Source organism: Gammaproteobacteria bacterium, from assembly GCA_011682695.1.
Lineage (GTDB): Bacteria > Actinomycetota > Acidimicrobiia > Spongiisociales > UBA4744 > BMS3Bbin01.
On record JAACED010000012.1, the window covers coordinates 1 to 18,807 of the forward strand.

Here is an 18,807-nt window from a genome sequence, read left to right on the forward strand (position 1 = left end):
TCGACAGGTGCCTTGACACGGAGGGACTCGAGGACCTTGCTCGCCTGGGCCTCCAGGTTGACCGGCACCTGGATGACTTCGAGCTCTCCCAGTTCCGCTCGCGCTCCCACCAGGAGGTCCTCTACCAGGTTCGCCATGTCCGACGCCTCAGAAGCGATATCTCTCATCATGGCCTCTCGCTCCTCAGACGACAGATCTGTATCCGCTTTGAGAAGTTCTGCAAACCCGAGTATTGCGGTCAGCGGAGTGCGTACCTCATGGGATACCGAGGCCAGGAGCTGGAGCCGGGATTCGGCCATCTCCTCGAGCCTGCGCAGGTTCTCCAGTCGTTCTGTCACATCTCGGACGATGGCCATCAGTGCGTGCTGGCCATCGAAGGTCACGTTCGCTATCGAAATCTCGATGCGGAACTCCTCACCATTGGCTCGCATCCCGTGGAGCACGGGTCTTCTCTCCATCATTCGGTGGTGTTCCGAAGACATGGCGAAGTCGCGGACGTGCTTGGGGTGGTTGCTCCGGAATCGCTCCGGGATGAACCTGTCGAGGGTTCCACCGACCACGTCACTGGTGGACACCAGGCCGAACATCTCGACGAACCGCTCATTGACCATCACGATGTTTCCGTCGGTGTCGATCACGACGATGCCGTTGGGCGCCAAGCTGAAGAGGGCATCCCACCTGGCCGCCTCTGATCGAAGCAGGCTCCCGGTTTCGCGGTGTATCAGACCTCCGACGCCGTTACCGATGACGAGAATGCCGATGGCAAGTGCCGTCAGGGCCGGCGGCGCCTGCAACCTCAGGATGAACACGACGGCTGTGATCATGATTGCGGCGCCGAACCAGAGGCTCAACCAACGCCCTCCGAGATACGCCGCCGCGGCGGCGAAGACCGTGTACGTGAGGAGAGCACTCAGCAGGATTGCCGGTTCGCTGACCAGCGCAGATCCGACCAAAAGAAGACCGGCCAGACCGACCAGGACGTCGAGCCGAGGCCGGTCATGCCTCATCTGCCAACGAGCGAAAGCGGCGAGCAGAAACAGGATCACCGCCGCGACAGCAAGGCTGATATCCCGACTGACGGCAGCGGCGACTCCATACGCGACCCCCAACACTGCGGCGACGTAGACACCCACGTGCACGTATCGGCGGTGCAAGTCTTCCACAGTTGGCCAGACATTCACCGTGAGGAACTATACCGGTGATGCCCCGCGAAAGCCTGCATCGCGCCAGATGAACGGATCACGAGAAGCGTCAAGGCATCGCGTGGTCCAGTACTTCCTCGCTGATACGGCGCGCCCGTGCCAGAAGGTTGGGCCCGGAAAGCACCGAGGTCGCCAACGAGTTCCACCGGGCCTGGATCATGTGAGCCCTCGACCCGTCGACTCGGTGATGAATCCCTTCTCGCGCCAGGCGATGGTTCCCCCGATAACGCTTCGCACATTCCGATAGCCCAGCGTGGTCAGGAAAAGGACACCAAGAAGCGACATGTTTCCCCGTTGGCACACGCTGAGTACGGGGGTGTCGAGATTCTCGGGAAGGTCCACAATGTGCTCGTCCAGATCCTGGAGGGGCATGTTGACGGCGCCGGGAATGTGTCCCTCGCAGTACTTCGCGTAGTCGCACACGTCCATCACAAACGGGTTGTGTCTCTGCCACACCTCATGGGCCGACTCGACGTCGATCGTCAGGGTCGCATTGGCCCTGACGTTCTCGACCATCTGTTCCAGCAGACCCTCTTGCCCGCTTGCCGGCGTCGCTTGCGCCGCTCCCAGGCCGGCCAGATGCTTGACGACCGACGAGGCATACTTGAAAGCGCTGTCGGGGAAGATCACCACAACGCGGTTGCCCGGCTCGTCGGGTATCAGCTTGAAGGCGCCCTCCAGAGCCATGGCGGAGCTCGGTCCCGCAGTAATGCTCTCCTCGCGGTTGAGCCGCAGGCAAAGATCGAAGGCCTCGTTGTTGCGAACCTCCACCAGACCGTCGTACTGCTCGGGACGGAAGAAGCGGGTCTGCTGCAGTTGCCGGATACTTCGCACGCCCGGAATGTCGTGTCCCTCGTTGGGGTGGACGCCGAGCACCTGGACATCGGGGTTCTGTTCCTTGAGGAATTGCCCCGTGCCGGTGATCGTGCCGCAGGTGCCGAGCCCCGCGACCAGGTGGGTCACCTTGCCCTGCGTCTGACGCCAGATCTCCGGTCCCGTGGTCCTGTAGTGAGCCTCAGGGTTCGCCACGTTCGCGTACTGGTTCAACATGTGGAACTCAGGTTGTTCGGCGATTTCCATCGCCCTGGCGACGGCGCCTTCGGGTGCCCCAGGCGCGGGACAGAGCGTGTCCTCCAGTTCGAGCACGTTCGCTCCGAAGAAACGCAGCATCGTCCGTTTCTCCGGTGGGATCTCGTTGGAGAGGGGAGTGGTCAGCGAGTAGCCCTTCTTGTTCGCGACCATGACGAGACCAAGACCTGTATTGCCGGAGGTGGGCTCCACCAGCTTCTGGCCCGTTCCGATTACACCGCGTTCTTCGGCGTCGCCGACCATGTTGAACGCCACCCTGTCCTTCACGGATCCGAAGGGGTTGAACCATTCCAGCTTGGCGTACACCTGCGTGTGCCGGAAGGGGACCACGCGCGTGAGACGGACCAGTGGTGTGGGGTTGTCGGCGTTGCAGAGCAGTCCCAGGATCGACTCATAGACACGAAGGGAATGGTTGTTCACGTCACGCTCCTCATCGAACTCTCTTGAAAAACCGCCACGCCGATCTGCTCTCCCTCTTGGCTGCGGCTTTTGCTCGCGGCTCGGAAGGCGTCGCCGGCCGGGTGGTGATCGTCCACCAGCGGAAAAGCGGCTTGATCAACAGCGCGAAGGTGTTGGCCCGGCGGCGACAATCGGGCTCGCGATGCGAGGGCGACATGGAGATCGACGACCTGCCCCACGACCAATACCGCCGGTGCCCGAACAGCGAGTCTTTCTGCAGCGATTTCCGCGAGGTTGGTCACGAGCACGCGCTCGTCGCCGGTGGTGCCTCTCTCGACAAAGGCGGCCGGTTCGTCCGGCGACCGACCTGCCACGATCAGAGCACGGGCGATGGCGCCTCGTCGGTGCACCCCCATGAGGATGACCAACGTGTCGATCTGGGCGTAGCGGGACCATTCCGGCATCGAACCGTTTTCCTTCTGACCGGTGATGACAGCGAAGGATTCAGCGACGCCCCGCAGGGTGAGGGGAATGCCGACCACGCCGGGCACCGATACTGCCGACGTGATCCCGGGCACCATCTCCACCTCGATGTCGTGGCGGCGGAGATATCCCCATTCCTCGCCTCCGCGTCCGAAAATCAGCGGATCTCCGCTCTTGAGGCGCGCAACCGTCCTCCCTGACGCCGCGTATCCGAGCATTGTGCTGTTGATGCGATCTTGACTGTGGGCGGAGCTTCCGGGTCGTTTTCCCACATCGATGCGGAGTGCCGACGGGTTGACCATGCTGAGGATCTCGGGGCTGATGAGACGGTCGTGGAGCACGACCTCGGCTTCCTTTAGAACGCGGAGTGCCTTCAGGGTGAGGAGTTCAGGGTCTCCGGGGCCTGCCCCGACCAGATACACCTTGCCGGTGGAGGTTGGCGTCCCCTGTCCGGTGGCCACAGCATCGTTTCCGATCACCGGTCTCATGCCGGCCCCTTCTCGCTCGGCGGATGGATGCCGCACTCGGTCCTGGTGCCGTTCCAGCGACCGGAACGGGCGTCGCTCGGATCGACGGGCAGCGACGTGCAGGGGGCGCAACCGATGCTCGGGTAACCCGCGGCGTAGAGAGGGTGCAGCGGCAGATGGTTGCCTCGCGAGAATTCGAGGACCTCTTCCCAGGTCCAGTCGACGATCGGATTCACCTTGATGAGCTGCTTTCCGGTGGGAAGCCGGTACCGGTCGATTCGGGGAGTAGCGGCCCTGGTCGGCGCCTGGTCCCGCCGCAAGGCGGTGAACCAGATGTCGTAGTCCTCGAGCGTCCGGAGCAGCGGTTCGACCTTGCGCAACCGGCAGCAGAGATCAGGATTGGTGTGGGGCAGGTCATCGCTGGGACCGTCAGCCGACAAGTCGCCGGGGGTGATATTCACGAGGTTGAGGTCCCACTCGCGCGCGAGCCGGTCACGGAAGGCGTACGTCTCGGTGAAGTGGAGACCGGTGTCCACGAACAGGACCGGGATGTCACGCCGGAATCGTCGAATGATGCTGAGCAAGGCGATGCCACCGGCCTGGAAGCTGCAGGTGATGCCGGCCGTCCCCGGATACTCCAGGGCCGCACCGACCAGCGTCTCGGCCTTCAGCTCTTTGCGTGTGCGAGTCACCGCTGTCATAGTCCCTCCTCGACGTCGAGTAGGTCGGAGACGGCGCGGTGGGCGGCACCCAGGTCCCCACGCCGGATCAGTTCCAAGGTTTTGGCGCCGATCAGCGCTTTCCAGACCTGCCGTCGTTGTGTTGGATCGGGAAAACGCCGGGCCACCTGCGTTCTCAGGTCGGCCAGGAGATCGAGATAGGTTCCGTACTCGGATCCGATGTCCTCGGCGATCCGGTCCCGCAGCCAGACAGAGAAGGCCGGAGCGCGTCCGCTGGAGGAGACTGTCACAACAAGATCGCCTTGCCGGTGGACTGCAGGCAGGAGGAAGTTGCAGTGGGACGGGTCATCGGGGGCGTTCAGTAGGATCGAGCGTGCTTGGGCCTCTTTCCAGACCTTCTCGTTGACGTCGCGGTCCTCGGTGGCCGCGACGGCGAGGAAGCAGCCGGCGAGGTCACCCTTCCGGTAGGGCGTCGGTTTCCAGCCGATCCGCCCCTCTTCGAACCATCCGAGCAGCCGTTCGGTCAACTCGGGGCCAACCACGGTGACGTCGCCACCGGCGGCGAGGAGACCCTCGACTTTGCCCTCGGCCACCCTTCCCCCTCCAACCACTACGCAGGAGCGACCCTCGAGACGGAGCAACAGCGGGTAATGCGCCGGGACGCGTTCGGACGGCCGTTTGTGTGGGTAGGTGATGGTCATGGCAAGGTCGCTCCGTGGATCGGGGATTGTGGGCGGTCGGTGGCATCAATCGGGTCGGATGTCGCAACGGGAAACTGATCTCCTCGGTCGGCCCTCTCGCCGCTCCCGACGCCGCTGCGGCGGCAGAAGTCTCCGAACGTCTCTCCCTCGTACCGACCATCCCGGTAGGTAGCGAGGATCGGTGACAGCAGGCTGACCAGGTTCTCCTCGGCTACGTTCTCGGCCAGGAGCACGTTGAGACGGGTCCCAAGTGTGCTGCCGCCCAGGTGCACGTCGTAGGCGCCTTTGCGGCGGCCGACGAGGGCAATCTCGGCCGTGTACGGGCGCGCGCATCCGTTGGGGCAGCCGGTCATGCGCACTCGGATGCCTTCCTCACCGATCCCCAGCGCTTCCAGTTCCGCCTGGAGAGCCCGTGTCACCTCGGGAAGGACACGTTCGGATTCGGTGACGGCCAGGGGGCAGGTGGGAAGCGCCGGGCATGCCATGGAGTGCAGGACCACCGGGGGTATCCGACCGGCTGGGAGCACACCGTGGTCTTCCAGCGTGGACGTCACGTGTGCTCGTGCGGTGTCGGTGAGGTCGGTGAGGAGCAGGTTTTGGCCGGGGGTGAGCCGGATTCCGGGCCGGAACCGTTCGACGACGGCACGAAGCCCGGTGCGCAGGAGAACGTCGCCGCGGTCTGTGATGCGTCCCGCTTCGATGGGCACTCCCAGGAACCACCGGTGGTCGTCCTGGCGGTGCACGCCGAGATGGTCGTCGGCACCGGTCCACGACAGGAGCTTCGGGTCGGCGAGACGTCGGCCGACGCGCTGTTCGAGAGCATCCTTGAAAATGTCTACGCCCCAGTGGTCGATGAGGTATTTGAGGCGGGCTTGCCTGCGGTCCACCCGGTCCCCAAAGTCCCGGTGGAGGCCGACGATCGCTGTGAGCACTTCCAAGAGCTCGTCGGGAGCAACGAAGCAGAGCGGATCGGCCAGCCGCGGGAAGGTGTCGGGCCTACCGTGGGTCCGGCCCAGGCCGCCTCCGACCAGCAGTGTGAACCCCTCCAGACTCCCGGATCGGATGTCGGCGACGATGCCGACATCCTGGGAGTAGACGTCGATGCAATTGTCTTCGGGGAAGGCCAGGCCGATCTTGAACTTTCGGGGAAGGTAGGTCTTTCCGTAGAGGGGCTCCTGCACGGCGGCGGTGACCGCACGCTCACCGTTCATCCATATCTCGTAGTAGGCGCGGGTCCGTGGCCGGAAGTGATCGGCGATCCTCTCGGCGAAGGTGACCAGCCCTGTGTCGGTCCTGTCGGAGAAAGGTGCCGGACAACTCATCACGTTGCGCACCGCGTCGCCGCTGGCGCCGAAGGTGGTGACCAGATGCTCGTTCAATGTACGTATCAGCGAGGAGAGGTCGGTCTTGCGAGTGTGGTGGAACTGAACCGCTTGACGGGTCGTGAGGCGGAGAGTCCCGTTCCCGGCCTGGTCAGCCAAGGCATCGAATGCCAGGTACTGGTCGGCAGTCAGGACGCCTCCCGGAATCACTGCCCTCACCATGAAGATGACGTCCGGGCTCGCGCCGGTCGGCAAGCCGGAGCGGACATCTCGATCATCCTCCTCGGTAATCCCGTGGAACTTCAGAGTGACGACGTTCTCCCTGCTGAACGATGGTCTTTCGTCGCTCAACTCCTCGACGACGGTGCCGCGGAGGAAGCCGCTGCCGGCCTTGATCTGTTCGACGAGGGAATGCTCGATGGAGGTCATGGCCACTCAGCAACCCTCCAGGGCGGACGCGGCGGCCGTCTGCCGCCGTTCGCCCAGTTCCACCGGCGCGCCGCCGGCCGTGTAGTCGACCCAGGAGCCGTCATAGTGCTGAACCCGCGGGTAGCCCAGGAGCTCCTTGAGGACGAACCAGGTGTGGGCGGACCGTGCGCCCGACAGTGAGTACGTGACGACTCGCGCCTCTCGGGGGATGGACTCACGCTCGAAGACCGCACGCAGATTCTCGAAGGAACGGAAGCTTCGGTCGGCGTTGGTCGTGCGCGGCCAGGGAACATTCCTGGCCCCGGGAATGTGGCCTCCCGGGTAACCCTGGTGCTGCGATGCGTTGGGGGGCGCCAGCTGATCGCCCCGGTATTCCTGAGGTGAACGCGTGTCAACGAGGACGGTATCACCGTCCCCGGCGAGGATTTGGTCTCGACTCGCTCTCAGCTCACGTCGGTCTGCGCTCGTCAAGGGAAAGCTGCCGCTTTCTGATGAGGGAACCTCTCGAGTCAGCGGACGTGCCTCCAGTTGCCACTTCTCGCGCCCTCCATCGAGGAGGCGAACTTGATCGAAACCCCGGTACTTGAGAAGCCAGTAGCCGAACGCTCCCAGCCAGTTGCCGGGCCCTCCATACACGATCACTGTGGAGGTATCGGCTACCCGGGCTCGCGAGAGAACTCGGCTCACTTCGGTCCGGTCGGGGCAGGAAGGCGGCTTCGGGCGTTGCAGATCGCAGAGTCCACTCCAAAGGATTGCGCCCGGAACGTGACCGTGATCGTAGGTAAAGGGATCGGCTGCCATCTCGAGAATTCGGATCCGGGGATCCTCGAGGCGGCGCTCCAGCCACTCGGTCGTGACGAGGGCGTCCGGGTTGGCATAGCTCATGTTTGGTCGCTCCTGAAGTTGCGGACCGTCGCCAACGAACGACGGCTATCCGGAAGGGGAGACGACGCCGGAGAATGCTGACGGGTGGTGGCGTCGTCAGGAGCGTGAGGCGATGGACACGCCGACGCTCGGGTGGACCACCCGAGAGCTTCGACACGTACACATCATCCACAACATGAGGGCCGCAATGTACCGTGCCGAGGGAATCCCCGCAAGCACACGGTCTCTGCCGCCTCCAAAACGGGCAGGTGCGGCTACCCAGCGACGGACAAGCTGTTCGACGTTTTGGCCGGCACGCACGCTAAACGAACGCGTAGTCTGGAAGCACGTCGGGGCAAGGACACGACGAGGGGTATTCCCCGCCAACAAAACAGCGCAGAAGTCGATAGCCGAGGCACTAGGTTGAAGGGCATCAGCGTAGGGGAGGGGTAGCATGACTACGGAACCTGATAGGGAACTCGGGCCGGGGAACGAGGGACCCGTCGCCTGGTGGTCGACCTGGCGGCTCCTCATTATCGGCGGTGTCGCGGTCGTCATCATGGCGGTCATCATCCTGATCATCCTCGCTTCGGGCACCCAGGTCGCGGGACCTGAGGAACGCGTGAACGTCCTCGCCTCCAGCAGCAACGCATGTGTCTCGTGCCATCGCAACGCCACACCAGGGATCGTCGAGCAGTACGGTCACAGCACGATGGCCGTGGCCAACGTTGCCTGCGAGGACTGTCATGAAGTGGCGGCCGATTACCCGGGAGCCCATGAACATGAGGGGACCTGGGTGCTGGGCTCACCGACGACCGCGATGTGTGAGAAGTGCCATCCCGCCGAAGTCAACGAATACTACGCCAGTCGCCACAGCCTTCCCGCGTACGTAGCGATGGCCGGTACCGAAGGACTGTCTGCAGAATTGCTGGCGCAGTACGAGGCGATTCCGGAGGGCGGCTTCGCTCCGGACAAGGAGCGCAATGCCATCTTTGCCATCGAAGGACCGGCGATGACGCGCTTCACCTGCGAGAGCTGTCACAACATCGGCCTTCCGGCAGCAGACGGTTCAGTCGGCGAATGCCAGCAATGCCACCTTCGCCACGAGTTCAGCCTGGAACAGGCTCGGAAGCCCGAAACCTGTAACGCATGCCACATCGGTCCCGACCATCCACAGTGGGAGATCTACGAGGAGTCCCCACATGGGATCTCGTATCACGTCGGTGGAGATCAGTGGAACTGGGACGTAGAAGCCGGGACCGCCACGGTCGCCGACTTTCCGGCACCGACGTGTGCCATCTGTCATATGAGCGGGTTCGGAGCCACCGGGACGACCCACGACGTGGGAGAGCGACTCACCTGGTTCCTGTTCTCCTCGGTGAGCGAACTGCGGCCCAATGCCGACAGCAACCGGGTGCGGATGCAATCGGTGTGCTTCGAGTGCCACAACACGACTTTCATCGACGACTTCTACGCGGCCGCCGACGCAGCCACCGAGCGGGTGAACGAGTGGGTGTTGGAGAGCCGCGAGATCATCCAACCGCTCAAGGACAACGACCTGCTCACTCCGGAGCCGTTCGACGAACCGATCGACTTCACCTTCTTCAACCTGTGGCACCACTGGGGTCGCACCGCCAAGTTCGGAACCTGGATGCAGGGTCCCGACTACGCACAGTGGCACGGTGCGTACGAACTCCTGGACGACCTGGCCGAGTTGCGGGAGATGGTCGCCGACAAGCTCGCCGAAGCCGGGCTCGAGGGATCCAGGTAGCCGGATGTACCTTCTGGCCGAGCTGTTTCCCAACCTCCGGGAACGGCGCCTGCCACTGTCCCGGGATCAGATCGTGCTGTTACTCGCCGCAGTGAACGAGATCTTCCTCGGCGTCGACATCTACATGGCTCACAACGTCAGCGGAAGCATCGTTGCCGGAGAGTGGATTCCGATCATCTTCGGACCGGCCGCCGGTGTCGTGCTCATTCTGGCGGGAGCCCTTGCCATCAAACGCCGGGGGGTTGCCACCGTCTTGGCCAACGCGACGTTCGTGGCCAGCGCGGTGGTCGGCGTCATGGGTGTCTACTACCACCTGGAGCGGGCCGCCCTCCCGGTCGGACCGCTGGCCGAAAGGCTGAGCACCCGTCTGCTGGTGTGGGGCCCACCATTCGTCGGACCGGTGATGTTCATCATCGTGGCCCTGTGGGGGATCAGTGCCGTGTGGATCGAGGATCCCCCCGACAGCGGCCGCCTCAGAATGCTTCGCGGGGCCTATCTGCGGCTGCCTCTCGCCAAGACGCGAGCGTATCTGCTCATCGTTGCTCTGGCAGCCGCCGGCACGACCGTAGCGGCGGTGTTCGACCACGCCCGCACCGGATTCGAAAACCCGTATCTCTGGATCCCGACACTGCTCGGGGTCTTCGGCGCCATGGCCGCCCTCGTGCTGGCGGCCATTCCCCGGCCCCGGCGCAGCGACATCGCCGGATACGTGATCGCCATGCTGCTGTTGATCGCCACGGGAGTGCTCGGGACCGTATTCCACATCGACGACAACCTGACCTCGCGCGGCGTGATCGTCGCCGAGCGTTTCATCACAGGGGCGCCGTTCATGGCACCGTTGTTGTTCGCCAACACTGGGACCTTCGGACTTGTGGCGCTGCTGGACCCACGATCTGAGCGGCCGGCAAGAAAGGCGCCGTCCGTTGACGGAACCTCATCGGCAAGGACCGCCGGGTAGCCGGCTTGCAGAGTGCCGGCCATCGCGTGGAGCGGCTCGGAACCGACCAATGCAGGGGGCGACACGACTCGTGGGACACCGCCCGATCGCGCGCTGCGCGGGGTCGGGTGTCGTGTCCATCCTCTGACACCAACCTCGGCCGGTTCTTCCGAAATGAGCAGACCACAGACTCGCACGCTCGACACTCGTGCCGATGTGCAAGACATGCTGATCGGAATCGGCCATACTGCCGCATGCACTCTGCTCGGTGTCGTTTGGGGGTGTGGCAACTCAGTACACATTCGTGGTATTTCGACACTCGAGCCTGTCATCGACTTGATCAACAGGCTCACACGTGCCTATCGCACAGATCCCCAGAATCGGTCGAAAGGAACGCTGATGATTTCTCGACGAATCCTCGAACACAGGACCAAACGACCCGCCGTATCTCGTGTTTCCAGTGGACTTTGCCAAGACTCACGTCTCCGTGAGAGACTCTGACATCATGACGAATACTGAGATGCGCGACGCCGTCCGCCTGCTTTGGCCCGAACTCGACTGGATCCAGGATCTGGAACTCCGAGAGAGGACTCTCGACACCTGGGTGCTCGCGTTCGAGCGCAGTCCGTTGGAGCCGGACGACCTGCATGAGATCCCTTTCACCCTGCTCGTCCCCGACTGCCCAACCTCGTTCATGGAGCACAAACGCTGTGTTGTGCACATTGCGCGCGGGGCCGCGGAGGCGATGCAAGAGTTCCTCGGCAGCGCGTTGAGCATCGACATGGACACGGTGCTCGCCGGCGGCATTCTGATCGACGTGGGGAAGTTACTCGAGTACGAAAAGGTCGACGGCAAGGCCGTCCAGAGCGAATCGGGTCGCCTTCTACGTCATCCGTTCACGGGTGTGGCGCTTGCCAAGGAGTGCGGTGTACCCGACTCGATTTGTCACATCATCGCCGCCCATTCCCATGAGGGGGATCTTGTGACGCGCTCGGTCGAGGCGACCATCCTGCACCATGCCGACTTCATGAGTTTCCTTCCTTTCAAGAATCTGACGAGGTAACAACCAATGAAGAGCCCCCATGCCGCTTCCGAGATGATCACTGCCCCCATGGCCCGCTGGGCCGCCGACCTGACATTCGCCGACTTGTCCGAAGAAGGAATCCATCAAGCGAAGCGCTATCTCCTCGACTCGCTTGGTTGCGCGCTTGGTGGCTACACCCAACATGATGTGAAGATCCTGCTGGACGTGTTGGAGGAGACCGCAGGATCCGGTCCGGCGACCGTGATCGGCACCGGCAGAAGGGTGGACGCCGTGTCGGCGTCCCTTGCCAACGCCTTGATGGTGAGGGCGATGGACTACAACGACATCTACTGGCAGCAGGATCCTTCGCATCCCTCGGACATCATCCCCGGGGCTCTTGCCCTCGTCGAGCGCTCCGACGGCGGCGGCAAGGAGCTGTGCGTCGGGATCATTCTTGGCCACGAGTTCGAGATGCGGCTTTGCGAGGCGGCGTTTCCCGGTATTCGCGAACGTGGGTGGCACCATGCGACATTGACCGCTTTCGCCGCTGCGTTCGTGGCCGGACGAATGCTGCATCTCGATGCAGACCGCATCCAACATGCAGTCGGGATCTCGGGGAGCTCGCAAGCGACGCTCGGCGCGGTCACAGCCGGCAAGCTCACGATGATGAAGAACACCGTAGATCCCCTCGCTACACAACGCGGTGTCCTGGCAGCGCTCCTCGCCGAACGGGGCTACACGGGACCCGAGCACGTGATCGACGGCAAGGAAGGACTGGTCGAGACGCTCGGCCCCGAATGGAAACTCGAAGTCCTGACGGACGGGCTCGGAGAATCGTGGCGGATCACACGCTGCGGCATGAAAGCGTTTCCGACCGAAGCCCTCACACATACCCCAATTTCCGCAGTGCTCGACCTCGTGACCGAGCATGACCTTGCGGCGGACGACGTCGAAGAGGTCAGGATTCGATCGCTCGCGCGGGCTGCGGACATCTTGGCCGATCCCAGCAAGTACGCGCCACACAACCGAGAGACCGCCGACCACAGCCTGCCCTACGTAATTGCCGCGGCTTTGGTCGACCGACAGGTCACACCGCTCCAATTCACGATGAACAAAATCGAAGATCCCCATATTCGTGCTCAGTTGAACAAGGTCGTCGTGGTCGCCGACCCGGAGATCGAAAAGGACTTCCCGGCCCGCCAACGCGTCAGCGTGACCATCACCACCACCGATGGTCGAACGTTCACGAAGGATCTGGACTATCCCAAAGGGCATCCAGGCAATCCGCTCAGTTCGGCGGAGATCGAGCAGAAGTTCGACGCGCTTGCGGCACCGGTTATGTCGTCAGGACGTCGCCAACAAATCAAAGATGCCGTCTGGAACCTGGAGAACCTCGACAGCGTTCGCGATCTGACCGACCTGTTGCGTGTTGATGGTGCGTCGTGATCAGGCACCAGACGGTCGTTGAGGCGATAACGCAAACCCATCTCGCCGGCGGTGCCAAGAGCGGACCGATCAAGGCCGGTGACTTCGTGACCATTGTTCCCGACCATGTGCTGACTCACGACAACACGGCGCCTGTGCTGAAGAAATTCCGGACGATGGGAGCGACACGAGTCTCAGACCCGAGACAACCCGTGTTCGCGATCGACCATGACATTCAGAACACGTCGGAGACCAACCTCGCCAAGTACCGCAAGATCGAAGAGTTCGCCAGGAGCCAGGGTGTTGATTTCTACGCTCCCGGTGAAGGAATCGGCCACCAGATCATGGTCGAGCAGGGCTATGTCACTCCTGGTTCATTCGTCGTCGCGTCCGACTCACATGCAAACATGTACGGGGCCCTGGGGGCCATCGGAACACCCGTCGTACGTACCGATGCGGCAGCAATCTGGGCTACCGGGGAGTTCTGGTGGCAGATTCCGCGCACGGTTCGTGTCGAGTTGGTGGGAGAGCTTCCTGAGGGAACAACGGGCAAAGACGTGATTCTCATCCTCTGCGGCCTCTACTCCCACGGTGAAGTGCTCAACGCAGCCGTCGAATTCAGCGGACCTGGAGTGAAGAGCCTCAGCATGGATGCACGGCTCACCATCTCCAATATGACGACCGAATGGGGTGCTCTCGTAGGATGGTTCCCGGTTGACGAGACCACGCTCGAGTACCTCGAATGGCGACGTGGCGTCCTTGGACCACGAGGGCGGCAGCGCCTTGGTGGCATCCCAGATACGGTGGCCGACTACCTCGTCGGCGATCCGCTGGCCGACTGCGCAGCGCACATCGTGCTCGACCTCGACGAAGTCACTCCCCACATCAATGGTCCCGATACCGTGCAAGCCACCAGGTCGCTCGCGACGATCCAGGAACAGGCCGTGCCCGTCGACAAGGCCTACTTGCTGTCCTGCGTGAATTCACGCTTCGAAGATCTTGCCGCTGCCGCCGAGGAACTCGAAGGCAGGCAGGTCGCCGACCGCGTCGAGCTCTACTTCGCTGCGGCCAGCCGGGAAGTGCAAGAGCGTGCCGAAGCCGCCGGACACTGGCAGACGATCCTGGATGCCGGCGGCCGACCGTTGCCACCCGGGTGTGGCCCCTGCATCGGTCTGGGAACCGGTCTGCTCGAAGCAGGAGAGGTGGGAATCTCTGCGACGAACCGGAACTTCAAAGGCCGCATGGGCTCACGCGACGCACAGGCTTATCTCGCCAGTCCCCAGGTGGTGGCGGCCTCCGCCGTTGCCGGCCATATCTGTGGTGTGGGCGGCTGGCCCGATCGCGCTCCCCGGAGAAGCATCCACGTTGCGAGTCGCTCCGTTGCGAGCCGGGCGAGGAAGGTGACGATCGAAGAAGGATTCCCCGCGCGGTTGGAGGGCCGGATCGTGTTGCTCACCCAGGACAACATCAACACGGACGGCATCTACAGCAAGGACTACACCTACCGTGACGACATGACACCCGAAGCCATGGCGGGCGTTGTCATGGAGAACTACGACCCGGAGTTCGCTTCCAAGATCCGACCGGGTGACATTCTCATCGGCGGTGACAACTTCGGAACAGGCTCCAGTCGCGAACAGGCGGCGACCGCTCTTCAGGCGGCGGGCATCGCCATGGTGATCGCAGCGAGCTACTCACAGACCTACCTGCGCAACGCCTTCAACAATGGCTTCGTGTGCATCGAATGCCCCGAACTCGTCGCGTACCTGCGAGAGAAGTTCACAACCGCGATTGACACCGGCCCCCGGTCCGTCTTCTCGGACGACACCCTGAGTGTCGATTTCACGTCCGGGGAAGTCTCGTTCGATAACCGGGTCTTCCCATTTCCAGTACTCAGCGAAGTACCCCAATCTCTCGTGGCTGCCGGCGGTCTGGAGAACGCCGTTCGCCGGCAACTTTCAGTGACGTGACCATTCCCAAGGAGGATGTAATGACTCGAAGGACCGTCGTGACGATGCCAGGTGATGGCATCGGCGCCCTTGTACTCCCAGAAGCGACCCGCGTCCTCGACGGGGTCGGTTTCGAAGCAGACTATGTGCATGCCGACATTGGCTGGGAGTGCTGGCGGGAGCAGGGCAACCCCCTCCCGCAGGCCACGATCGATCTCCTCGCCGAGCACAAACTCGGTCTGTTCGGCGCCATCACCTCCAAGCCCAAGGCGGCGGCAGAAGCCGAGCTCGCTCCCGAACTGCGGGGGCAGGGCCACGTGTACTTCAGCCCAATCGTTGGACTTCGTCAGCGTTTCGGCCTGGACATCTGTGTGCGACCCTGTCGCTCCTACGCAGGAAACCCGCTCAACTTCGTCCGGCAAACCGGCAACGGTGTCGAGGAGCCCCCAGTGGATGCGGTGATCTTCCGCCAGAACACTGAAGGTCTCTACGCCGGCGTCGAGTGGACCGATCCTCCAACCGAGGTTCTCGAGGCGCTGGCAACGCATCCCAAATTCGCACCATTCACCACCATTCCCAGCGCGGATCTGGCGATTTCCACTCGCGTGTTCTCACGCAACGCATGCCGACGCATCGTCCGCGCCGCATTCGAATACGCCGCAAAGTACGGCTATCGATCGGTCACCGTGTGCGAGAAGCCCAATGTCCTGAGAGAGACATCGGGCATGCTCGAGGACGTTGCCAAAGAGATCGGGGCCGAGTACCCGAACATCGAACGGTGGTCGACGAACATCGACGCCCAGATGATGTGGCTCACCAAGAATCCGGAGAACTACGGAGTCCTCGTGGCAGGGAACCTCTTCGGCGACATCATCTCCGACGGCTTCGCGGGCCTGGTGGGCGGGCTTGGCTTCGCCTGCTCTGGAAACATCGGGGACGAGGTGGCAGTGTTCGAACCGACACACGGTTCGGCGCCGAAGTACGCGGAGCTGGTGCCATCGATCGTCAACCCCATCGCCATGATCCTGACTGCCGCCATGTTGCTGGATCACGTCGGCGAAAAGGAGAAGGCCAGTCGGGTCAGAGAGGCCGTCGGCAAGGTCATCCGTGACGGCGCGGTTCGAACCTACGACATGATGCACCTTCCCGGCGGGCCGGGGGTCGTCGACGCGGGCGCCGCCACCACCTCCGAAATGACCGACGCGATCCTGGACGCCTTGTGACCGGGCGAAGCGCCGAAGCGGGCTTCGCGGGCCCCGGTGTCCGCTCCGACGTGCGCGTCAAGATCGAAGAACGTGAAGATGGGGGTCTCACGGTCGACCTGGAGTCCAAGGTCGAGGCTTATTACGGGGGTGCGATCCGAGATCAGGTCCGCGACCAGTTGGAGCACCTCGGTCTCGAGAACGCGCGAGTCACGATCCACGACATGGGAGCGCTTCCTTTCACCATTGCCGCACGGGTCGAGACTGCGGCGCTCAGGGCCGGACTCCTCGGCGAGAAGCCGCTCGATCTCGTTCCCGAACCCGACAGCGCTCCGTCCGAGCGCCGTCGGCTGCGACGGTCCCGGCTGTACCTTCCCGGGAACGATCCGAAGTACATGGTCAACGCGGGCCTCTACGGTTCCGACGCTCTCATCCTGGATCTCGAGGACTCGGTGCACCCGGCCGAGAAGGACAGCGCTCGGCTTCTGGTCGCCAATGCCGTTCGGCACCTGGATTTCGCCGGGGCAGAGATCATGGTCCGCATCAATCAGCTTCCGGTCGGGTTGGACGACCTCGAGGCGGTGATCCCCAGTGGACCGGATCTGATCCTCGTCCCGAAAGTTGAAGATCCGACCGAGATCGAAGAGGTCGACCGAACGATTACCACCTTGCTCGAGAGACTGGGGTGGCATCGGCCGATCTGGATCATGCCGATCGTCGAGTCTGCACTCGGAGTCGAATCGGCGTTCGATATCGCCCGCTCTTCCGACAGGGTCGTCGCCCTCACCGTGGGACTGGAAGATCTGATGGCGGACCTCGGAGTGTCCGGGTCCGCCAAGGAGCAGGCAACGCAGTACGCACGGGAGCGTATCGTCAATGGCGCAGCGGCCGCGGGCGTCCAGCCGATCGACTCGGTCTACGCCGACGTATCCGATCTCGAGGGTCTGACATCCTGGTGTGAGAGATCGAAGGCGCTGGGTTTCGAAGGAATGGGCTGTCTCCATCCACGCCAGATTCCGGTTGTTCACCACGCATTTGCCCCGACTCCGAAGGAGATCGAGCGGGCGCAGGAGATCGTTGCTGCCTTCGAGCGAGCCCAGCGAGAAGGCTTGGCCATCGTAAGCATCGGCTCCAAGATGATCGATGCGCCGGTGGTGCAGAGAGCGATGAAGGTCGTCGAGCGGGCTCGAGCCCTGGGCCTCTTGGCGGAGGAGGGGAGCGGGCAATGACGACCGAATTCACCGAGAACGCCGTGGGTCGGATGGTTCCAACCGTCGTAAACGGTCATGAGCAGACCCCCTACCAGGGCATCGGCGGCCACCGGCCGGTCGGCAACAAGGCAGGCCCTCCGATCCGAGTCTCGTCTGACTATCCGGACAACGGAGACAAACGTGTCGCATCCCTGCAGGTGGCCCTCGAACGGTGCGGTCTGTCCGATGGGATGGTCGTCTCTACCCATCATCACCTTCGCAACGGAGACCGTGTGGCTCTGAGCCTCCTCGATGCCGCGAGGGACATGGGGATCCGCGACCTGACCTGGTTTCCGAGTGCGTCATTCCCCTGCCACGAACCCGTGATCGACCTGATGGAAGCCGGCGTCGTCCACCACATCGAAGGCAGCATGAACGGGCCGCTGGGGGAGTACTGCTCAGAGGGAAGGATGCGTGGACTGGGCGTACTTCGCTCACACGGCGGCCGGTGGCAGGCAATCTCCGACGGCGAGGTGCACATCGACATTGCCGTGATCGCCGCTCCGAGCGCAGACATGTTCGGCAACGCGAACGGCGCACACGGCAAGTCGGCCTGCGGATCCCTTGGCTTCGCTCTGGCAGATTCCCTGTATGCCGATCACGTCATCGTCGTTACCGACGGGCTCGTTCCCTTCCCGTGCGTTCCCTGGCAGATACAGGGCAACAATGTCGATTACGTGGTTGAGGTGCCTTCGATCGGGGACCCGGGCAAGATCGTCTCCGGCACGACGCAGATCACAAAGAGCCCGGACCGGCTCATCATCGCGGAGTACGCGGCACGGTTCGTCAGAGATGCAGGCATCTTGCGGGAGGGCTTCTCATTCCAGGCGGGAGCTGGGGGCATCTCACTTGCCTTCACAGCGTTCCTCGCGGACATGATGCGAGATGCCGGCGTCACTGCACGGTTCGTCCGCGGAGGTTCCACCCGTGTACTGGTGGACATGTTGCAGGAAGGCCTGACGGACTACATCCTCGACGGTCAGACGTTCGATCTCAGCGGCATCCAATCCATAGCGACAGACGCACGCCATGTGGCGACCTCTCCGTTCACTTCGTACAACTTCAACGGCAAAGGCAACTTCGCGAGCATGGTCGATACCGTCGTTCTTGGTGCAACCGAGGTGGATGTTGATTTCAACGCCAACGTGGTGACACATTCCGACGGGCGCCTCCTGCATGGCATCGGCGGCTGGCAGAACTGCCTCTTCGCCGGCTGCACGATCTTGGCGATGCCGTCGTTTCGCGATCGAAACCCCGTCATTCGCGATCGAGTGACCACGCTCACGGGCCCGGCCGAACTCATCGACGTCGTGGTGACGGAGCGCGGTATCGCCATCAACCCGAGGCGCCAAGACCTGCTGGATGCAACGGAGGGTTCTGATCTTCCCATCGTCGACATTCACAGCTTGCAGGCCGACGTGGAGCGTATCTGCGGAGGCAAGCCGGAGCCGGCCGTGCTGACAGACCGGCCTGTGGCCGTGATCAAGTGGGTGGACGGCACGGTCCTCGACACCGTGTGGCAGCCTGGCGTCGATTCCACCCCCCACAGTTGAACCCTGGGCTCGTAGGTGCCCTGTGGGGGTACCCCTGAGCCCTAGGTTCGGTGTCTGTGG

At 63.1% G+C, this 18,807-nt stretch carries 15 protein-coding genes; 8 read left to right on the forward strand and 7 right to left on the reverse strand.

Features of this window, described 5'->3' with window-relative positions; genetic code table 11:
• From GWP04_03400 to GWP04_03430, 7 genes are all read right to left on the reverse strand, one after another.
• Positions 1-1,181: PAS domain S-box protein (locus GWP04_03400; protein NIA24594.1), on the reverse strand; the 1,181-nt coding region annotated here is incomplete at its 3' end.
• Between the two features lie 177 nt (positions 1,182-1,358).
• Complete coding sequence (locus GWP04_03405; protein NIA24595.1) at positions 1,359-2,711, reverse strand: pyridoxal-phosphate dependent enzyme; 1,353 nt, start codon at positions 2,709-2,711, stop codon at positions 1,359-1,361.
• Positions 2,708-3,661: a uroporphyrinogen-III C-methyltransferase gene (gene cobA, locus GWP04_03410; protein NIA24596.1), complete on the reverse strand. Its 954-nt coding sequence runs from the start codon at positions 3,659-3,661 to the stop codon at positions 2,708-2,710. The genes GWP04_03405 and cobA overlap by 4 nt, the downstream gene beginning before the upstream one ends.
• A complete protein-coding gene (locus tag GWP04_03415) occupies positions 3,658-4,341 on the reverse strand; it encodes a phosphoadenylyl-sulfate reductase (protein ID NIA24597.1) in 684 nt (227 codons plus the stop codon). Before GWP04_03415 ends, cobA begins: the two co-directional genes overlap by 4 nt.
• A complete protein-coding gene (locus GWP04_03420) occupies positions 4,338-5,021 on the reverse strand; it encodes a bifunctional precorrin-2 dehydrogenase/sirohydrochlorin ferrochelatase (protein NIA24598.1) in 684 nt (227 codons plus the stop codon). The genes GWP04_03415 and GWP04_03420 overlap by 4 nt, the downstream gene beginning before the upstream one ends.
• Positions 5,018-6,772, reverse strand: a complete 1,755-nt coding sequence (locus GWP04_03425; protein NIA24599.1) for an NADPH-dependent assimilatory sulfite reductase hemoprotein subunit — start codon at positions 6,770-6,772, stop codon at positions 5,018-5,020. The genes GWP04_03420 and GWP04_03425 overlap by 4 nt, the downstream gene beginning before the upstream one ends.
• A 6-nt stretch (positions 6,773-6,778) precedes the next feature.
• Positions 6,779-7,657 carry a sulfurtransferase gene (locus tag GWP04_03430; protein ID NIA24600.1) on the reverse strand — a complete coding sequence of 293 codons (879 nt, stop codon included), beginning with the start codon at positions 7,655-7,657 and terminating at the stop codon, positions 6,779-6,781.
• Positions 7,658-8,090: 433 nt separating this feature from the next.
• Between GWP04_03430 and GWP04_03435 the strand changes: the two genes are divergently transcribed.
• The 8 genes from GWP04_03435 to GWP04_03470 all read left to right on the forward strand — a co-directional run bounded on the left by GWP04_03435 (position 8,091) and on the right by GWP04_03470 (position 18,747).
• On the forward strand, positions 8,091-9,407 hold the full coding sequence (locus GWP04_03435) for a nitrate reductase (GenBank protein ID NIA24601.1): 1,317 nt from the start codon (positions 8,091-8,093) through the stop codon (positions 9,405-9,407).
• Positions 9,408-9,411: 4 nt separating this feature from the next.
• Positions 9,412-10,365, forward strand: a complete 954-nt coding sequence (locus tag GWP04_03440; protein ID NIA24602.1) for a hypothetical protein — start codon at positions 9,412-9,414, stop codon at positions 10,363-10,365.
• 499 nt (positions 10,366-10,864) lie between these two features.
• Entirely contained in the window at positions 10,865-11,407 is a 543-nt protein-coding gene (locus GWP04_03445) for an HD domain-containing protein (GenBank protein ID NIA24603.1), read from the forward strand.
• A gap of 6 nt (positions 11,408-11,413) precedes the next feature.
• On the forward strand, positions 11,414-12,814 hold the full coding sequence (locus tag GWP04_03450) for an MmgE/PrpD family protein (protein ID NIA24604.1): 1,401 nt from the start codon (positions 11,414-11,416) through the stop codon (positions 12,812-12,814).
• Entirely contained in the window at positions 12,814-14,763 is a 1,950-nt protein-coding gene (locus tag GWP04_03455; GenBank protein ID NIA24605.1) for a homoaconitase, read from the forward strand. Before GWP04_03450 ends, GWP04_03455 begins: the two co-directional genes overlap by 1 nt.
• Positions 14,764-14,783: 20 nt before the next feature.
• Positions 14,784-15,965: an isocitrate/isopropylmalate dehydrogenase family protein gene (locus GWP04_03460; protein NIA24606.1), complete on the forward strand. Its 1,182-nt coding sequence runs from the start codon at positions 14,784-14,786 to the stop codon at positions 15,963-15,965.
• Entirely contained in the window at positions 15,962-17,173 is a 1,212-nt protein-coding gene (locus GWP04_03465) for an HpcH/HpaI aldolase/citrate lyase family protein (GenBank protein NIA24607.1), read from the forward strand. Before GWP04_03460 ends, GWP04_03465 begins: the two co-directional genes overlap by 4 nt.
• Positions 17,170-18,747 (forward strand): citrate lyase subunit alpha, encoded by a 1,578-nt coding sequence (locus tag GWP04_03470; GenBank protein NIA24608.1) that lies wholly within the window; start codon positions 17,170-17,172, stop codon positions 18,745-18,747. Before GWP04_03465 ends, GWP04_03470 begins: the two co-directional genes overlap by 4 nt.
• Positions 18,748-18,807: the final 60 nt, after the last annotated feature.